Origin of the sequence: Herbinix luporum (assembly GCF_900070325.1) — a bacterium.
GTDB classification, from domain to species: Bacteria; Bacillota; Clostridia; order Lachnospirales; family Lachnospiraceae; genus Mobilitalea; species Mobilitalea luporum.
In genome coordinates this window covers 268,677-285,911 of record NZ_LN879430.1, presented here as the reverse complement: position 1 = coordinate 285,911, position 17,235 = coordinate 268,677, and the positions used below count along the sequence as shown (strand labels likewise).

14 protein-coding genes are annotated in these 17,235 nt (G+C 35.4%); 2 read left to right on the top strand and 12 right to left on the bottom strand.

Annotation, left to right across the window (positions count from 1 at the left end; translation table 11 throughout):
- Positions 1-100: 100 nt before the first annotated feature.
- The 3 genes from SD1D_RS01350 to SD1D_RS01340 form a co-directional block, all read right to left on the bottom strand.
- Complete coding sequence (locus tag SD1D_RS01350; protein ID WP_058257256.1) at positions 101-487, bottom strand: desulfoferrodoxin family protein; 387 nt, start codon at positions 485-487, stop codon at positions 101-103.
- Between the two features lie 112 nt (positions 488-599).
- A complete protein-coding gene (gene trxA, locus SD1D_RS01345) occupies positions 600-911 on the bottom strand; it encodes a thioredoxin (RefSeq protein ID WP_058257255.1) in 312 nt (103 codons plus the stop codon).
- Between the two features lie 58 nt (positions 912-969).
- Entirely contained in the window at positions 970-2,286 is a 1,317-nt protein-coding gene (locus SD1D_RS01340) for a LysM peptidoglycan-binding domain-containing protein (protein ID WP_058257254.1), read from the bottom strand.
- A 548-nt stretch (positions 2,287-2,834) separates the two neighbouring features.
- Here SD1D_RS01340 and SD1D_RS12615 point away from each other — a divergent pair.
- Together SD1D_RS12615 and SD1D_RS12610 are read left to right on the top strand one after the other, a co-directional pair.
- Positions 2,835-2,999, top strand: coding sequence for a DUF255 domain-containing protein (locus SD1D_RS12615; RefSeq protein WP_087758716.1), 165 nt, complete (start codon positions 2,835-2,837; stop codon positions 2,997-2,999).
- An 11-nt stretch (positions 3,000-3,010) separates the two neighbouring features.
- Entirely contained in the window at positions 3,011-3,343 is a 333-nt protein-coding gene (locus SD1D_RS12610; RefSeq protein WP_087758715.1) for a DUF255 domain-containing protein, read from the top strand.
- 20 nt (positions 3,344-3,363) lie between these two features.
- On the opposite strand, the gene SD1D_RS01325 is transcribed toward SD1D_RS12610, so the two are convergent.
- From SD1D_RS01325 to SD1D_RS01285, 9 genes are all read right to left on the bottom strand, one after another.
- Positions 3,364-4,191, bottom strand: coding sequence for an ABC transporter permease subunit (locus tag SD1D_RS01325; protein WP_058257252.1), 828 nt, complete (start codon positions 4,189-4,191; stop codon positions 3,364-3,366).
- Positions 4,192-4,202: 11 nt separating this feature from the next.
- Positions 4,203-5,111 (bottom strand): ATP-binding cassette domain-containing protein, encoded by a 909-nt coding sequence (locus tag SD1D_RS01320; protein ID WP_058257251.1) that lies wholly within the window; start codon positions 5,109-5,111, stop codon positions 4,203-4,205.
- A gap of 151 nt (positions 5,112-5,262) precedes the next feature.
- A complete protein-coding gene (locus SD1D_RS01315; protein WP_058257250.1) occupies positions 5,263-6,864 on the bottom strand; it encodes a mannitol dehydrogenase family protein in 1,602 nt (533 codons plus the stop codon).
- 70 nt (positions 6,865-6,934) lie between these two features.
- Positions 6,935-8,017, bottom strand: coding sequence for a mannonate dehydratase (gene uxuA / locus SD1D_RS01310; protein ID WP_058257249.1), 1,083 nt, complete (start codon positions 8,015-8,017; stop codon positions 6,935-6,937).
- Between the two features lie 178 nt (positions 8,018-8,195).
- Complete coding sequence (locus tag SD1D_RS01305; protein WP_058257248.1) at positions 8,196-10,217, bottom strand: alpha-glucuronidase family glycosyl hydrolase; 2,022 nt, start codon at positions 10,215-10,217, stop codon at positions 8,196-8,198.
- Between the two features lie 154 nt (positions 10,218-10,371).
- On the bottom strand, positions 10,372-12,531 hold the full coding sequence (locus SD1D_RS01300; protein WP_058257247.1) for a glycoside hydrolase family 3 C-terminal domain-containing protein: 2,160 nt from the start codon (positions 12,529-12,531) through the stop codon (positions 10,372-10,374).
- Between the two features lie 187 nt (positions 12,532-12,718).
- On the bottom strand, positions 12,719-13,762 hold the full coding sequence (locus SD1D_RS01295; RefSeq protein WP_242955236.1) for a carbohydrate ABC transporter permease: 1,044 nt from the start codon (positions 13,760-13,762) through the stop codon (positions 12,719-12,721).
- A complete protein-coding gene (locus tag SD1D_RS01290; RefSeq protein ID WP_242955235.1) occupies positions 13,755-14,687 on the bottom strand; it encodes a carbohydrate ABC transporter permease in 933 nt (310 codons plus the stop codon). The genes SD1D_RS01295 and SD1D_RS01290 overlap by 8 nt, the downstream gene beginning before the upstream one ends.
- Positions 14,687-17,215, bottom strand: coding sequence for a DUF5696 domain-containing protein (locus SD1D_RS01285; RefSeq protein WP_058257246.1), 2,529 nt, complete (start codon positions 17,213-17,215; stop codon positions 14,687-14,689). The genes SD1D_RS01290 and SD1D_RS01285 overlap by 1 nt, the downstream gene beginning before the upstream one ends.
- Positions 17,216-17,235: the final 20 nt, after the last annotated feature.

Genomic DNA, 17,235 nt, shown 5'->3' with positions numbered 1-17,235 from the left:
CTATTATACTTTACATTTTTATTAAAATCCATAGAAAGTGGACAAAAAAATACATGCAGTAAATTTTCTGCATGTATCTTTAAGTATTTTTAATATTCCACTAAACTATATCCTTTTTCCAGAGGCCGTGCAAATTACAGTATTCATATACAGCAATTACTTCATCATCTTCTAAGGCAAATACTGCTTTTGGCTCTTGGCCAGGTTGCAGGTCTTTTCTCTGGATACCTTTCTTGGTATGAAGGTATATCCACATAATATAATGTTTTTCCTCCATGGGATGGAGTACCTCTCCCACTTCAACCCGAACAATATTATCTTCTATGGTTACACTGGGAACATGTTTTTCTTTTGCTGCATCAACTGTATTTGCCACAAGTTCCTCCATCTCTTCACCACAGCAGACAGTCAAAACACCGGAGTCCACAACTTTTTCTATAATATTACCACAATGCTTACATATAAAAAATTTAGGTTCTTTATTCAATACCTTAGCTCCTTTCTATTAAACCCCTATATATTACTACCTTTGTTAGTATATACAATTATAGTATAACTTAGCAGGATATATACGTCAATTAATATGTGACGACATATTATTATACTTGGAGCATTTTTAAGATCTCTTTTTTGGGACGTACTCCAACAGCTGTTGCAGCCACCTTACCTTCCTTTAGAACCATAAGAGTAGGTATACTCATAACACTGAATTGTGAAGCCAATTCACTTTCCTCGTCTATATTAATTTTACCTACCTTAACTCCTTCTGTTTCCTTTGCAATTTCTTCTATAGTAGGAGATACCATTCTACAAGGTCCGCACCATGATGCCCAGAAATCCAGTAATACCGGTTCCTTAGATTGTAATACCTCTTTTTCAAAATTATGTTTTGTTATCTTAATAGAAGCCATATCGATTCCTCCTTATTATTAACTAATATTTGTTGTGTATACCATATCATAATACCCATCACCCATCTGTGATATTGTCACCTTCTAGTAAATTTAAAGGCAATACTTTTTCTATTTCAAATTGTGAATTTAATACCAGCCACATCTGATTAAAGAAATACATGATATTCCATATTCCCAATCCATTAACATTATTTTCCTTGGCTAAAGCTGCAATTGCTTCAATTGCCCTTGCATCCCTAAATCTCAATATATGTTCAAAATCTGAGTAATATTGAAAATAAGAGGCTTTTGTAATATCATCAAAATGTATTACTGCTTCAAATTCTCTAGCAATGTCAATTGCCCCATTGTAACTTATTGATTGGCCTTGGGTAACCCCATTTATATATGGAAGTCTCCATATATATCCTATGGTTGAGAAGCCAAAAGCCAATTTATTAGGATCTACTAAACCAACTATATACTCTGCAATATTTATAAAGGAGACAAATGATACAACAGTAGGAGGAAGTTCATAGGCAAATCCCCACTCATAGGTAATAATAATTATATAGTCCACTAATTCTCCTAAAACATCATACTGCAAATCACCATAGGTTATATTGGTTAATAATTCAAAGGTATTAAGGGTCAAGGTAATAAAAGGTCTATAGCCTTCTTCCCTTAAACGGGTTGCGAACCTTTCTATAAACTCTTTATACAAGGAGCGATCCTGGGGCAAAATATAAGGGATTGTTATGTTAACTCCATAATAATCTTTATCCCTTAATATATTCATTAAATTTTCTAAGAATCTATCCTGTATTTCCTCATTTGTTAGCAAATTATGAATCACTTCTATTTCTTCATCTGGACTAGCGGCTAAGCCAGTTAAAATCATAACAGGTGCAACTCCATAAGCTCTGGCAGTGCGGATTATTTCTGCATCATTTAAATTAAGAACCTCACCGTCTTTAGTGTAATAATGACTATATATGGAAATATACGTTAAATATGGCAGTGTTTTTTTAAGAAGATTTCTTCCTATAAAAGGGTAGGCATAACCATTAGTAGTTATCCTACCAACTTTACTATCTTGATATTTTATTACCATTAATTCACCTGGATATATATATTCTCTATCGGCTAAATACGGGTTGTTTCTAAGAAGTTCCATTATGGAGATATCATGGGCTTTAGCTATACTGCTTAAGCTATCTCCCTCCTGTACTAAATATAATATTTCGGGAAATAAAATAACCAGGGTTTCTCCCACTGCCAAATTAGCGGAAGAGCTAATCCCATTTTCTAGAGCCAATCTATCTACAGATACCCCATAACTCTCGGCAATTGAATGAACCGTCTCCCCTTCTTTTACAACATGGATAATCATAATATCACACTCAATGGTTTTATATCATTATATGAAACTTATTTATCAATTTGCATTATTAATTATGAAGATGAATAGAATCAGAGATTAATATTGAACTTAAATTAGATGAAGCAGATAAAATGGCTGCCCCAAGCTGCCTATCTTTTAGTATTGAGATTAGAAGGCTATTAAAGGAAGACTGACATGTCCGGAGAGTTTTGAACCGTACCCTTCAGCTAAAGAAAGAAAATATCCATACTATCCTATATATGTGAAAAATTTCATTATTTACTATGTTGTAATTGATGATGAAGACGATGACAATTAATACCGCTAAAATGTATGTTCTGTAAATACTATAAAGGCGGTAAAGATGGTTGTACTAAGTTGGGGAAAGTACCTACACCCGTATGGGAGAAAACAGCCGATTGTAGTGAGTTTGAAAATGATTAAGTATATTATACATTGAAAGAGAAGAAAATGAGAAATATTTTTAGATATTGAATTTCTATAATTGCTTTGGGTATGCTAATTAAGTAATTAAATTTATGATTGGAGGTGATATTATGAGTAACTCAACATTAATAGCCAATAGATTAAAAAATGAAAAATCCCCTTATCTTCTACAACACGCCCATAACCCCGTTAATTGGTATCCATGGGGTGAGGAGGCATTTAGCAAAGCTAAGCAAGAAAATAAGCCGATATTTTTATCTATTGGCTATTCTTGAGATACTTGCTGATGTCTACCTGTCATTGGTGCCATGTAATGGCTGAGGAAAGCTTTGAAAATGAAGAGGTTGCGGCCATTTTAAACCAACACGCCTTATATCCCCCAAAGGAAATAGTTTGTGTTATGGAAAAAACACAAAAAGACCCAGACTTATCACAACTTAAAAAATATATGGCTAGCCATTATGAACCAAATAGAATTGTACTGGTAAAAAACAGCGAAAACCAAGAGGAATTACAAAGTATAGTAGACTATATCAAGGATTACCATACTATAGACGGTAAAACCACATATTATATCTGTGAAAATCACAGCTGCAAAACGGTGTCAAGTACAGTTTAATTACTGTACCTGACACCATTTTATCTAATATCACTTCTTTTAAATGCTATTGTTCCAAAAATCAAGCTAGTAATCAAAAAGACAACAGCTACTATAAGAGGCTGTTTAATATCTCCTCCATTGACTGTGGCCTTAGCCAGATACAGGTTTTTTTGAATACCATAATTAATTAAATTTAGTTCTTTATCTGTTTTAAGAATATAACGAACAATGGTTTCAATAAACTGATAGTATGCTGATCCAAATACTAGCAAGCACAAGTTAATAGTTATAGCTACGCCACTGCTGCGAAAAATCATTGTCACCATAACAAATAAAGAAACCATCGCAATATGAAGCAATACTTCTATAATAACTAAACGTATTATCTTAAAAAGTAAAAGCTTATCTATATTCCCTATACCTATAGAACCTGTTACAAGAGTACCTACCATTGTGGTAAATATGAAATTTATCCCTAACATAATAATTGTTGCAACCACCATGGAGAAAAATATTGATTTGTAGATTTTTTTTCTTTTAAAACCCTTGGAGGCTATATTTTTTATTGTGCCATGTGTAAATTCAGCTGCTATAAACATGGCCGTAAAAACAGCTAGGAATATAAGCGCTTCTCCGTTAACTATAAACTCTACTCCCAAAGATAGTCCGTCATTGAAATTGGAAAGGCGGCCTTCCACCTTTATGGCCATATCTTCAGAAGCTCCTGCTGTTTTATTACGTATTTCATCGGCTATTTTTAAAATAAAAATTGACATACATGATAAGGCAGTATAAATCATGGAAAATATATATAAGGATTTTCTTTTAAACAATTTATATAAGTTTGATTTTATCAAGTTTGCCATAAGTAACCTCCTTAGGATTTCATAATTAATTTCAAGAAGAAATCTTCCATATCATGATTTATCATTTGTGATGATAAGATAGAAACACCATTTCTTGCAAGCTCAGTATTCACAAGTGCTGCACGATGTAGATTTTTGGTTATTCGAATTGTATTACTATCTAGAACTATAAGTTCATCCCCAAATATACCTAGATTGGTTCGCAATATTTCCACAGCTCTTTCTGCATCATCAACACTTATTTCTAATGATTTTGCACACTTTTCTTTTAATTCTTGCAGGGTAAATTCATCAATTAATTTACCATTATTAATAACACCGTAATATGTAGCTATTTTAGATAGTTCTCCTAAAATATGACTTGAAATCAGTATGGTTATCTTTTTTTCCTTATTTAATTTTAAAATTAATTCTCTCATTTCACGAACACCGGTTGGATCTAGACCATTCATAGGTTCATCCAACATTAGAAACTCAGGATCACCAAGTAGGGCTATTGCTATGGCCAGTCTCTGCTTCATACCAAGGGAAAAATGTTTTGCCTTCTTTTTTCCCGCCTCACTTAAACCCACCAAACTGAGCATTGGTTCAATGGCTGTCACAGGGTCGATACCTAGCAAAAGGCAATAATAGTGCAAGTTTTGCTTAGCTGTAAGATTGGGGTAGATTGCGGGGGTCTCAATCATAGTGCCTATTTTTCTTCTTTGCTTATTCAAATCACCACTTTCAAAAAGTCTAATCTCACCTCTATTTTTTTTGGCCAATCCTGCAACTAACCGTATAAATGTAGTCTTACCAGCTCCGTTTCTTCCTATTAATCCGTATATATCACCCTTTTTTACATTCAAACTTACTTCATTTACTGCGGCTTTTCTTCCAAAATACCTGGTTAAATTACTGGTCTGCAGTACATAACTCATGGAAAACCCTCCTATCATAAGAAGCAATCTTACTATTTATAACCTATTGTAGCACATTTTTGTCCAATATTCCATAAGATCATGTCTAATAATGCAAAAAAATTGTGAACAAACACGTAATGTTTGTTCACAATCTATTAATTAGCTAGAACTATTGTAAATATTTTTTCAAAGTTTCTCTTACTGCACCGCTAGATGCAATCATTTCCTTAAACATTCCCTCAATCTTACTGCCAAGACCAATCTCATAAAGATTTACGGCAAAGATTTTTTCATTAGATAAAATCGGTTTTAACAAGTCAGCTTTAAGCTCTGTATCTCCTAATTTAACATCTTTAACATATCCTTGTAATTCTTCCAGTAAAGGATCGGGACTTGGAGTAAAGGGATTACCCTGATCATCAATTCCCATCAGATATCTACACCATCCGGCTATGGTCAAGGGAATAAAGGTTAAATCCGTAACCTTTAAGTTATCACTGGCATGATATGCTTTTATAGTTTCCCCAAAACGAATCGGTAGCTTTTGAGAGGTATCTGTAGCTATCCTCTGGGGTGCGTCTGGCATAAAAGGATTCGGTAGTCTAAGCTCTAATACTGCCTTAATAAATTCCTCAGGATTAATTACTCCCGGGTTTACTACTACCGGCATTCCCTCATCGTAACCGATACGATAAACCAATTCCTTCAGCTGGGGATCTTTCATCTCTTCCCAAATGGTCTCATAAGATAAGAGACAGCCGAAAATAGCCAGTGCTGTATGAAGAGGATTTAGGCAGGTACAAACTTTCATTTTTTCAACTTTATCAACTGTTTCCCTATCCGTAAATATAAATCCTGCTTTTTCAAAAGGAGGTCTTCCGTTGGGGAAAGTATCCTCAATAACCAGATATTCTGTTTCTTCTGCATTTACAAAAGCAGCAGTATAAGTGTTTTTGGATGTTATAATAAGATCGGTATCTTCAAAACCGTCTTCCTCTAGGACCTTTCTAACCTTATCATCAGGTCTAGGTGTTATCTTGTCAATCATGGACCAAGGAAAGGCTACCTTATTTTTATCCCTTACATAATTTAAGAAGCCTTCTTCCACAAATCCATTCTTTACCCAGTTTTGTGCATATGCCTCAACTGCTTCAAAAACTTTGTCTCCGTTATGGGAACAGTTATCCATACTAACAAGTGCAATGGGAAGTTCACCTTGCTTATATCTTTCATATAGAAGTGCTGTGGTTTTACCCATAATATGAACCGGTTTTTCACAACCCTCAGCAAAATCTTTAGCAACTATAGCTAGATATTCTCCGTTAGAATCTACCAGGCTATATCCCTTCTCTGTTATAGTAAAGCTAACCATCTGTAAGGAAGGCTTTCTATAAATCTCTTTTAAACGCTCCCACTCTTGTTCTCTTTGGGTATCTGCAACTATGGATTCAACCACACTTCCAATAACCTTCTTTTCAATATTTCCATCAGCCTTTAAAATTACCAGTAGACTCAAATCATCATAGGGCTTATAAGCTTTCTCAATTATTTCGTAGTCAAAACCCTCACTGACGATTACTCCCCTGTCATAACTTCCTTCATTAAGCATGTTATTGAGTCCTGCTGCCACAAAGCCACGAAAGATGTTTCCTGCTCCAAAATGAAGCCAAGTGGGATTTTCTTTGGTTGCTTTTTTTACATTCTCTCTATCATACTTAGGAAGTTCATATCCTTTTTCTTGCCATGATGCCTCATAATTAATTAGTTTCATATTTAACTTCCTTTCTGCCATATAAAATGTATAAAATCTATATTACTATATATTTGTATTATACCCTTTTTTACTTATTTGATTTGTCATTTTTTCTTATAGCTTCCCACAGACCGTTTAGGTAAGCTACACCAAGGGCTCTATCATACAGGCCATAACCGGGTCTTGCCTGCTCATCCCAAATCATTCTGCCATGGTCGGGACGTACAACTCCGTCAAATCCGATATCATATAAGGCCTTAACTATCTCATACATATCGAAGTTACCGTCACAGGATAGGTGTGAGCTTTCATAAAACACCCCATCTGATTCAAATTTCATATTTCTTAAATGAACAAAATGAATCCTATTACTTATCTTGGGATTTCTAATAATCTGAGGAAGATTATTATTTAAATTACTGCCAAGGGATCCGGTACATAAGGTAAATCCGTTATAGATGCTGTCATTTAATAAAGCTATTTCCTCTAAGGCCTTCTCACTTGTCACAATTCTTGGTAAGCCAAATACACTCCAAGCAGGATCATCGGGATGAAGTGCCATTTTAATCTGATACTTTTCACAAACAGGCATAATAGCATCTAAGAAATACTTTAAGTTCTCCATTAATTTCTCTTTTGTTACGCCCTTATATTTCTCAAATAAGTCCATAATCTCATCCCTACGGTTAGGCTCCCAACCGGGTAGAATAAATCCGCCGCTTTCCTTCTCCATACGTTCGAACATGGTCTCAGGTTTAATTCCTTTGATAATATTCTCATCATAAGCCATCACATAGGAGCCATCTTCTAGCTGCTTTGCCAATTCTGTTCTTGTCCAGTCAAAAATAGGCATAAAATTGTAACATACCATATGAACATCAGCTTTACCCAAATTCTCAAGGGAAATCTTATAATTTTCAATATACTTTTCTCTTGAGGGTAGTCCTATTTTAATATCCTCATGGATGTTTACACTTTCAATTCCTATAAGCTTTAAGCCAGCTTTTTCTACTTCTTTTTTTAACTCTAATATATCCTCCAACTTCCATGGCTCACCTGCAGGAACATCATGCAGTGAAGATACAACACCTGTTACACCAGGTATCTGTTTAATATACTCTAATTTAACACTATCATGTTTTTTTCCAAACCAACGTAAGGTCATATCCATAAGCTTATTTCCTTTCTTTTGTATCATGAAATAATCTAGTATTTTGAGTTAACACATCTAGTATATAAATATAATGGTATATTTTCAAGTTTTTATTTACTTGGATCTTAATTATATTTGGTAATCAAAATAGGGAAATATTTTAAAACTAATATTTCCCTATTTCTTATATTAATAATTAAAATATTTTTCTACCTTTTTCGTCTTTAACCCCTGATTTTCTGTAGAAATATGTGTTAACCCTATCACGCCATTCTATGGCATTTTCCAGTTGCATATTAAAGCGTGCGGATACTCTATCATGGACATCATCAGGTATAAGTCCCTTTAATTCTTTCCAACCCTCAATCATCTTCTCAACTTCTTCTACCCCTTCAAAATGGGTATCATAGATATGCTGGATAAGAGTCTTTCCGGTTTTTAGTTTATAATCATATCTAACATAATGGAAGAATAGTAAAAGTTCTTCAGGGCAAGTTTCTATATTCTCGTACATAGAGGCAAGGGGTTCATTGTATTGTCCTGCATAGCCTGTACCATTTTTCACAGTTCTGTCTACACCCATACCGTCTCTATCTGCCCTGTGATAGGTACCCCATCTATCATACTCATAGCCATCTACATTAGGGCCATAGTGATTGTTAGGGTTAACCATCCAGCCAATTCCCAGAGGTGATGTATATTTCTCATATACGGGCCATGATTTCATCAGAATCTCATGAACAGTATTTATTACTTTATCCTCATGAGGAAATGTCTGCTTAATCCATTCCATTGCAATCTGCTCTGAAGAAAGCTCCGTATTCCAAGCCAGTCTTCCGAAACCATACAAATTAGAAGCCGCAAGATCATTGCCGGTCCAGTTATAATCATTTCCTGTATTAGATACTGCAGCCATTCCACAATTTACCTGATTATAAGCTCTTCCGGACACTATATCAGCAACAGTAGATCCATCCTTCTTAGCATAGGTCTCAAAATCTAGGACTTCCTTCCACATAGGAATAAGATAGCATACGTCCTTTTGATGGCCTGTATATTCCTGGGCAGCCTGAACTTCTAAAATCATATTTGTATTCTTTAATCCTCCAAACAAAGGTGATACAGGCTCCCTTACCTGGAAATCCATAGGTCCATTCTTTATTTGAAGAATTACATTGTCATCAAATTCGCCATCTAATCCTATGAAATTATCATAAGCTGCTCTGGCACGGTCAGTTTTATAATCTCTCCAATCCTGCTGGCAGTTATATACAAAGCAGCGCCATATTAGGATTCCTCCATAGGGTTTTAATATCCTTGCAAGTAAGTTTGCACCCTCTGCATGGGTACGGCCGTAGGTAAATGGACCGGGTCTGCCTTCTGAGTCCGCCTTTATCAGAAAACCTCCAAAATGGGGGATATATTCATATACTTTTTTAATACAGTTTTTCCACCACTCTTCTACATCCTTATCTAAGGGATCAGAAACAGGAAGTCCTCCCAACTCAATCGGTGCTGCAAAGTTAGCACTTAAATATAATTTTATTCCATAACCGGCGAATATATCTGCCATTGTACGAAGTTTACCTAAGTAACGGTCTGTAATAAGTTCGGTAGCTGCCTCATGAACGTTTACATTGTTAATTACAGTTGCATTTATACCGACGGAAGCAATTAACCTGGCATAATCTACTATTCTCTCATCCAGTATAATTTCATCATTCTCAAAAAAGAAGGAATTACCTGAATAGCCTCTTTCGATACTGCCGTCCATATTATCCCAATGATTTAACATACGGAAATTGTTCTTGGGATTCTCAGTAATATTAAGGCCACGAATTGACTGACCCTGGGCTATACGGCGAATCAAATCGAAACTTCCATATAATAAGCCCTTATCTGTTTTTGCCTCGATATAAACAGCTTCTCCTATTTGCTTTATTGAAAACCCTTCTTCTTTTAGTGTAGAATCATCTGTTAGCTTTAAAATTATTCCTGATTTTACTGTAGCTGCTTCATCTTCACTAGCCAAAATCCTCTGGTCAACTTTTATGTTAAGCATCTTATTTAATGCTTCGGTTAACTCTTTAATGGCATTATCAATGATCAGACTATTATTCTCCTTATTGCCTGTACATACTATAATTTCAGTCAAAAATTCCTTGTCCCCATAATTATTGATAGGGTTAAAGTTTAACCAACACTTATTGTACTTCATATAAATCCTCCATAGTTAACATTTTAAATTAGTCACCTAGATGCTATTAGTTTTTTATAAAATGCAAAAATACATTTGCCTTTTAATATATTAATGTATATTTTTTACTTAGAATAAGGCGGTAGCACCAGCTTCCGCCTTACTTCATTTTTTCTTATAAAATAACAGTCTGGTCGGAATGCATGATTTTACTATAAGGTTTTTTACCGGTTAATGCAATACTTCTTGCATCCGGTTGACTTGTACCGACAAATACTTCATATTCACCTTCATGCAATACTAAATTACCCTCATTATCATACAGTCCAAAGGCTGTATCCTTTAATTCTATTGATACGGTTTTTAACTGGCCGGGATTTAAGTAAACCTTCTTTAGTCCCTTTAGCTGCCAATTAGGTGCACCCTCTTGTTTTACCTTAACATATACTTGTAATGTTTCAGCCCCCGGCATATCCCCTACATTTTTTATGTCGGCAGTACATAATACATTATTACCGGGAACAATCTTATCTGCATCTACAGATACATTGGACAATTCAAACTCTGTATATGACAGTCCATATCCAAAAGGATAAAGAGCTTCATTCTTCATATAACGATAAGTTCTGTTAGCCATATTATAATCTGTAAACTCAGGCAATTCCTCAGTGGTTCTGTAGAAGGTTACAGGAAGTTTACCCTCTGGTGAATAGTCACCAAATAGTACCTGGGCAATTGCTCTACCACCTTGAGCTCCCGGATACCAGCCTTGAACAATAGCAGGTATATGTTCATCAGCCCAAGGAATGCTAAGGGCACTTCCGGAAAGAAGAACCAATACAATGGGCTTGCCGCTATTATATAATTCTTTTAGTACTTCTTCTTGAATTCCGGGAAGATTTAAGTTGGGTTTATCACCGCTGGCAAATTCATTACCCTGGTCTCCTTCTTCACCTTCAAGACCCGGATCAAGTCCGAAACAAGCAATGACTACATCACTCATATCGCAAACTGTTTTTGCTTCTGCCAGTCTGTCATTTTCCATGCCAAGCCCTGACATAGCCTTTTTAAATAAATGGCAACCTTCAGAGTAATATACTCGAATATCGTCACCAACATATTCTTTTATACCTTCTAATATAGTAATATATTCTGAAGCAGTACCTTCATAGTTACCTACCAAGGCTTTTCTGCTGTTTGCATTAGGTCCTATAACCCCTATGGTCTTAATTTTAGATTTGTCTAAAGGTAATAATTTATCTTGATTCTTTAATAAGACAATAGATTTTCTGGCAGCTGTTATGTTTAATTCCAAATGCTCTTTAGTGTCTACCTGATCATAACCAATCTTATTAAAGGGTACCTTTTCAGGATTATCAAAAAGGCCTAACTTCATTCTTGTGGTTATCAGCCTTATAACTGCCTCATCAATAGTTTTTTCCTCAACCAGGCCGTCCCTAACTGCCATCAGCAAATTGCCATATATATTACCGCAGTTTAAGTCGCACCCATTGTTCATAGCTAAGGCTACAGATTCAACCGGTGTAGAAGTTACCTTATGATACTCATGGAAATCCTTTATTGCCCAGCAGTCAGATACTACATGACCTTTAAAGCCCCATTCATCTCTAAGGATATCCTTTAATAAAGTTTTACTTCCACAGCAGGGCTCGCCATTTGTACGGTTATAAGCTCCCATAACGGCTTCAACATTTGCTTCCTGAACGCAGGCCTTAAATGCAGGCAGGTAAGTTTCATACAAATCTTGTGTGGAGCACTCCGCATTAAAGCTATGTCTTAAATCCTCAGGACCTGAGTGAACAGCAAAGTGCTTTGCACATGCCGCTGCTTTTAAATACTTTTCATCTTTTCCTTGGATACCATTTATAAATCTTACACCTAATCTGGAGCTAAGATATGGATCCTCACCATAGGTTTCATGGCCTCTTCCCCATCTGGGATCTCTAAAAATATTAACATTAGGTGACCAGAAGGTTAAGCCTTTATAAATATCATAATCACCATATTTTTGTTGTGCATTAAATTTTGCTCTACCTTCTGTAGATATAACATCTGCAATCTCCTCCAATAGATCCTCATCAAAAGTTGCAGCAAGCCCTATGGCTTGAGGAAATACAGTAGCAACACCGGCACGGGCAACACCATGAAGTGCCTCATTCCACCAGTTATAAGCTTTTACACCCAGTCTTTCTATGGCAGCAGCCGTATGCAAAGTTTGAAAAACTTTTTCTTCCAGTGTCATTCTCGAGACTAGATCTTTAGCTCTATCCTCAAAACTAAGTGTTTCATCTAAGTAAGCCTTATATTCTTGCATATAACTTCCCTCCTGTCATTTGTTGAACGTTTATTATAGCATAAGATGCCTCTCTTGGCACATTATTCACATTGAAATGTATGGGCTATCATTATATATTATATTGCACTAATAATCAATGTGGCTATTTATAAATAGCCACATTGATTATTATACCACATCTTCATCCTTTTTAGTATATATATTACTACATTTTAATGCCTGCCTGGGCAAGACTTTCTACAAAACCTTTTTGAGCTACAAGATATATGATAATTAAGGGTATTATTACCATTAAGGTACCGGTAGAAATCATAGCCTGTGTATAAGCAGTACTAGGAAATGCAGTTCTGTTACTTATATTCTGTATATAGGTCATTAAGTTATCTCCCAAACCTGCAACCGCATTTGCCAGCAATCCATATTTCCTTAAGAATAAGGAGGAATAGAAAGAATCTGTCCATTGCCATACATAAGCAAAGAGGAAAATGGATGTCAACATGGGTTTTGCATCCGGTAACATTATAAGTAAAAAGGTCTTAAGCTTACCGCATCCGTCTACATAAGCCGCCTCTTCCATCTCCTTAGGAATACCACGGAAATACTGCCTAAGCATAAATATGTATAAACCATTTTTTAATCCCATGCAACCGGCACTCATCATAACATAAGGCCAAATGGAATTAAGAAGATTTAGGGACTTGCCTCTAATCAATTCAATAATTCCAAAAACGTCAAAGTATCTAAAATTTAGATATAAGGCCGTAAGAATTGTCTGGGGAGGTATTACAATTGATAATATAACTGCAGCAAATAAAATCTTTTTACCGGGGAAATTATACCTTGCAAATCCATAAGCCACTAAAGTAGTTGATGCTAACTGCACCAAGGCAATTAATAATGATATAAGCAAAGTAGATATTAATGATTTAGGATAATTCATCAGCTTACTGGACAGCTCATAATTAGCCAAGGTCCAATTTCTTGGGATATTTATAACGGTTGCATCATACAAATCCCTTTCTTCCATAAAACTTACGGAAATCTTACTTAATATAGGCTGCAGTATTAAGAAGGCCAGACCAAATAACATGACGGCTCTACAGAACTTTAAAGTTCCATTGGCTATTGTCTTTTTTAACAAGTAGCCTTCTGAAAGCCGGTTCCTCTCCCAAAAGCTTCTTAGGGATTCATTTTTCACATGTTTTACCTTATTGGATTTTTTTAAAATTATATTCTTCATCTTAATCATAATAGTATACCCTCTTTGATATAAACGCTGATACAATTCCTATGATTACAGCTATTATGGCAAAGTAAGTCCAAGCCATTGCTGAGCTTCTGCCATATTCCAATGCCGGTGTCATTGTTTCCTTAATATGAATCATAACCTCATTGTCGCTTCTTACAAAGAAGTCAACTATGGAGTATATGGTGTTAACCAGGATTAGAGAACTTACCATCGGTAAGGTTATTTTCCAGAAGGTTTCCCATGCAGTGGCCCCTTCAATTTTTGCCGCTTCAAACATACTGGGCGATATAGTCTGAAGGCCTGACAGGAATATGATAATTTGTATGCCGGAAGCTATTGCAATTTCATAAATACTATCAACGGCATTAAATACATAGTTTAACATGGGCCCTACATATGCAGACTCTGATAAGAATAAGCTTTTTACCACGTCAGTAATGCTGGTAGCATTGGATGTATCTGCTATAACTTCTTTAAGTCCCTGCATTAGGGTATTATTAGTCTCAATTCCCACTAACACACCGGAAGAAAGTATCACCGGTAGGAAGAATATGGCCCTTACCAATCCCCTGCCCTTAAACTCTTGATTTAGGATTATGGCTATAAAGAAGCTAAATATGATGATTGAGGGAATAGTATAAAACATTTGCCATAGTTCTGTTACTAAATAGGTTATAAAATCCGGATCTACCGTAAATATGTATTTGAAGTTTTCAAACTTTACAAATTTATATGCTAATCCTCCTTCAAAATTTACTGTACTAAATGCCATTCTTAGTGACTGCAACAAAGGCATAAGGAGAAATACGATAAATCCAATGGTAAATGGTGCCGTAAACAAATATCCCGATACGGCATTACGATATGCCATACTCTTTGGTTTTTTCTGCTTCTTTTTTCTTTTGTCCATATTTTCACTATTCATTATTGCTTACCTCCTTCCACAATATAATCCTTAGCAGGAACTTGAATGCCCTTGTGGTTGTAAGCCCTATCATTATAGTTTACAATAACCTTTGTACCATCCTCATACTGGGTTAAATAAACACCAGCGGCCAACTTCTGATGGTCAGTAATAAATTGATTATAAAGATGTCCAAAATCATCCTTCATCTTCTGATATAATTCTACAGCCTCATCCTTCCAATCATTAAAGTTAGAAGAATAATAGTTGGTATATCTGCTGTCTCTTAAATCAAATGCATCTGCTGACATAAAGCAAAAGTATAATCCGGCACCGGTCTCTACTGTCTTTAGTAGATTTTTGGTATAATCAGGTGATAGATTTATAGCCGAGCCGGCATAGGAAACCAGTCCATGGAGTACAATTTCATAAAAAGGTATTTCATCATCAATAATATTATAACCTTTAGTTCCCAAATTAAGGTCTATTATAAAGTCAGCATATGGAACAGCATACATATTACCGGAACGTATCATTATATTATATTCTTCCGAAGCCAACTCCTTTAGCTTCTCCATTTGCATATTCTTAACTTCTTCCCGGCTTACGGGATTCTTTTTGTTATAGTCTGCACTTAAAATCATTCCTATATCTTCAAAGGCAATGCCCTTAACCCCACGTTTTGCAATTTCTTTTGCATAGCTATTTAAATTATTCATATAGTAGCTGGGCTTTGCTAAATAATATGTATATAGGTCATCTATCTTTCCATAATAAACCGGGCTGTATGGCTTAAGTTCCACCACCTTACGGTTAACATGTTTTGCTCCGTCTCTTATGACTACAAAATTGTCAATTAAAGAATTATTGTAAACAAATTGTATGGTGGCTCCCAAGTATAAATTCACATCATTTTCATCTGTATATTTCACCAGATTTTTAAAATCTTTTTTACTGCCCAGTTCATTTATTAGCTTAACCTTATTGGGAGCTTTATGAAGAATACCCCCGTTAAACCATCCCTTATAATTAACATTAAGATCACTTATTCCGGCCTCATTAAGTTCTTTTATAATTCCTTGGGCTTCTTCATATGAAGTCAGCTCATAGGGACGTCTAAAGGGTATTCCCAAATAATGCTTAGTTCTATCGATGGCACCTATAATCTCCACTGCAACAGGTAAATCCGATTCGGTCTTCTTTACCAGCACCGGGAAACGATTCATAAGGTACTGACGATACTTAGTGGCCATAGATACATAATCCTCATTATCTATGAATATATATTTTTGTACCAAAACTTCATCGGGAAGCTTTTCCTCAAACATACGTACGGTTTTATCCGATTTTGCTGATATATCCATTTCTTCACTGTGAAGCAAGTTATAATTTGCACAAGCATAATTATAACCATGGCTACTTCCGCTTACGGCAGCCTCTATAAATGAATAGGAATTGCCTTCCTCCAGTATGCATATAAAGGAGGATCCGTTCTTACTTATACCGAACAAGGGCATATTCATTCTTGTTTCATCTATAACAGCATCACGGCTTAATGCATAATCCCAACCATATATATCAGTTCTATAAGAGTTCTGGGAATGTTTATTGTTGTTGAAATTAATAATAGCCCCGGAGCCTTCCGGTACAAATATAAATCCTTCATCACTTTCTCCTCCGGCACCGAAGTAAGGAAGTGGTCTGATTTCAACGATAGGATACTTTTGCTTGTATTTAACATCACTAAGAGGTATGCTAACCTCTAATCCATCATCTTTTAATTCATATATTACCGATACATTAAATACCGGTGTGTCTTGGGACTTTGTCGAACCATATCTTGCCGCATCTATTTCGTAATCTTCTGCTGTATATCCCACTTCTGCAAATTTCTCTTCTGCCATTTCAATCAAATACTGGGGAGTCCCATCCATCATGACATATATGGGTTCATCTACTATATCAGGATAAGTGGCTATTAAAGCCTCCTTATCATCTGACTTTCTTAAATTATTTATATCGTAGACACGATAGCTCATACTAATTTGACTTTGTACCGATTTGCTCATTTTGTCATAGAATTCTAAAAATCTAGATTCCGGCACAGCCTTTGGCACATAATAAACCTTATCAACATTACCTATGGTGTAATTTACCTTAACACCATTTTCTAACTTTTCATAAGTGTAGTTCCCCTTTTCTATACTAAGGCCATAATTATTAAGTAAGGTCTTACTGCCGGATTCAGTATTGTATCTTAAAGTCAATGTAGATTCTAACTCTTTTCTAAATCCACCCTGATCCTCAGTATTTTCAGGGTTGGAGTGCCAAATAAATCCTGTACTCTTTTTTAATACATAAAACTGAGTTGTTTCAGGAAAAAAGTGAAATTCTAAATCATTATTTTCAATTACTATTTCTTTATCTTCTATTTCACCTTGTGAATAAACTTCAATATTATCATCCACTGCTTCTTTACTACATGCAGACATCACACCTAGTAAGAAGGGGATTACAAGTAATAACAGAAGCTTTTTTCTGGTTTTCATTTTGTTATCTCCTCCCTTCC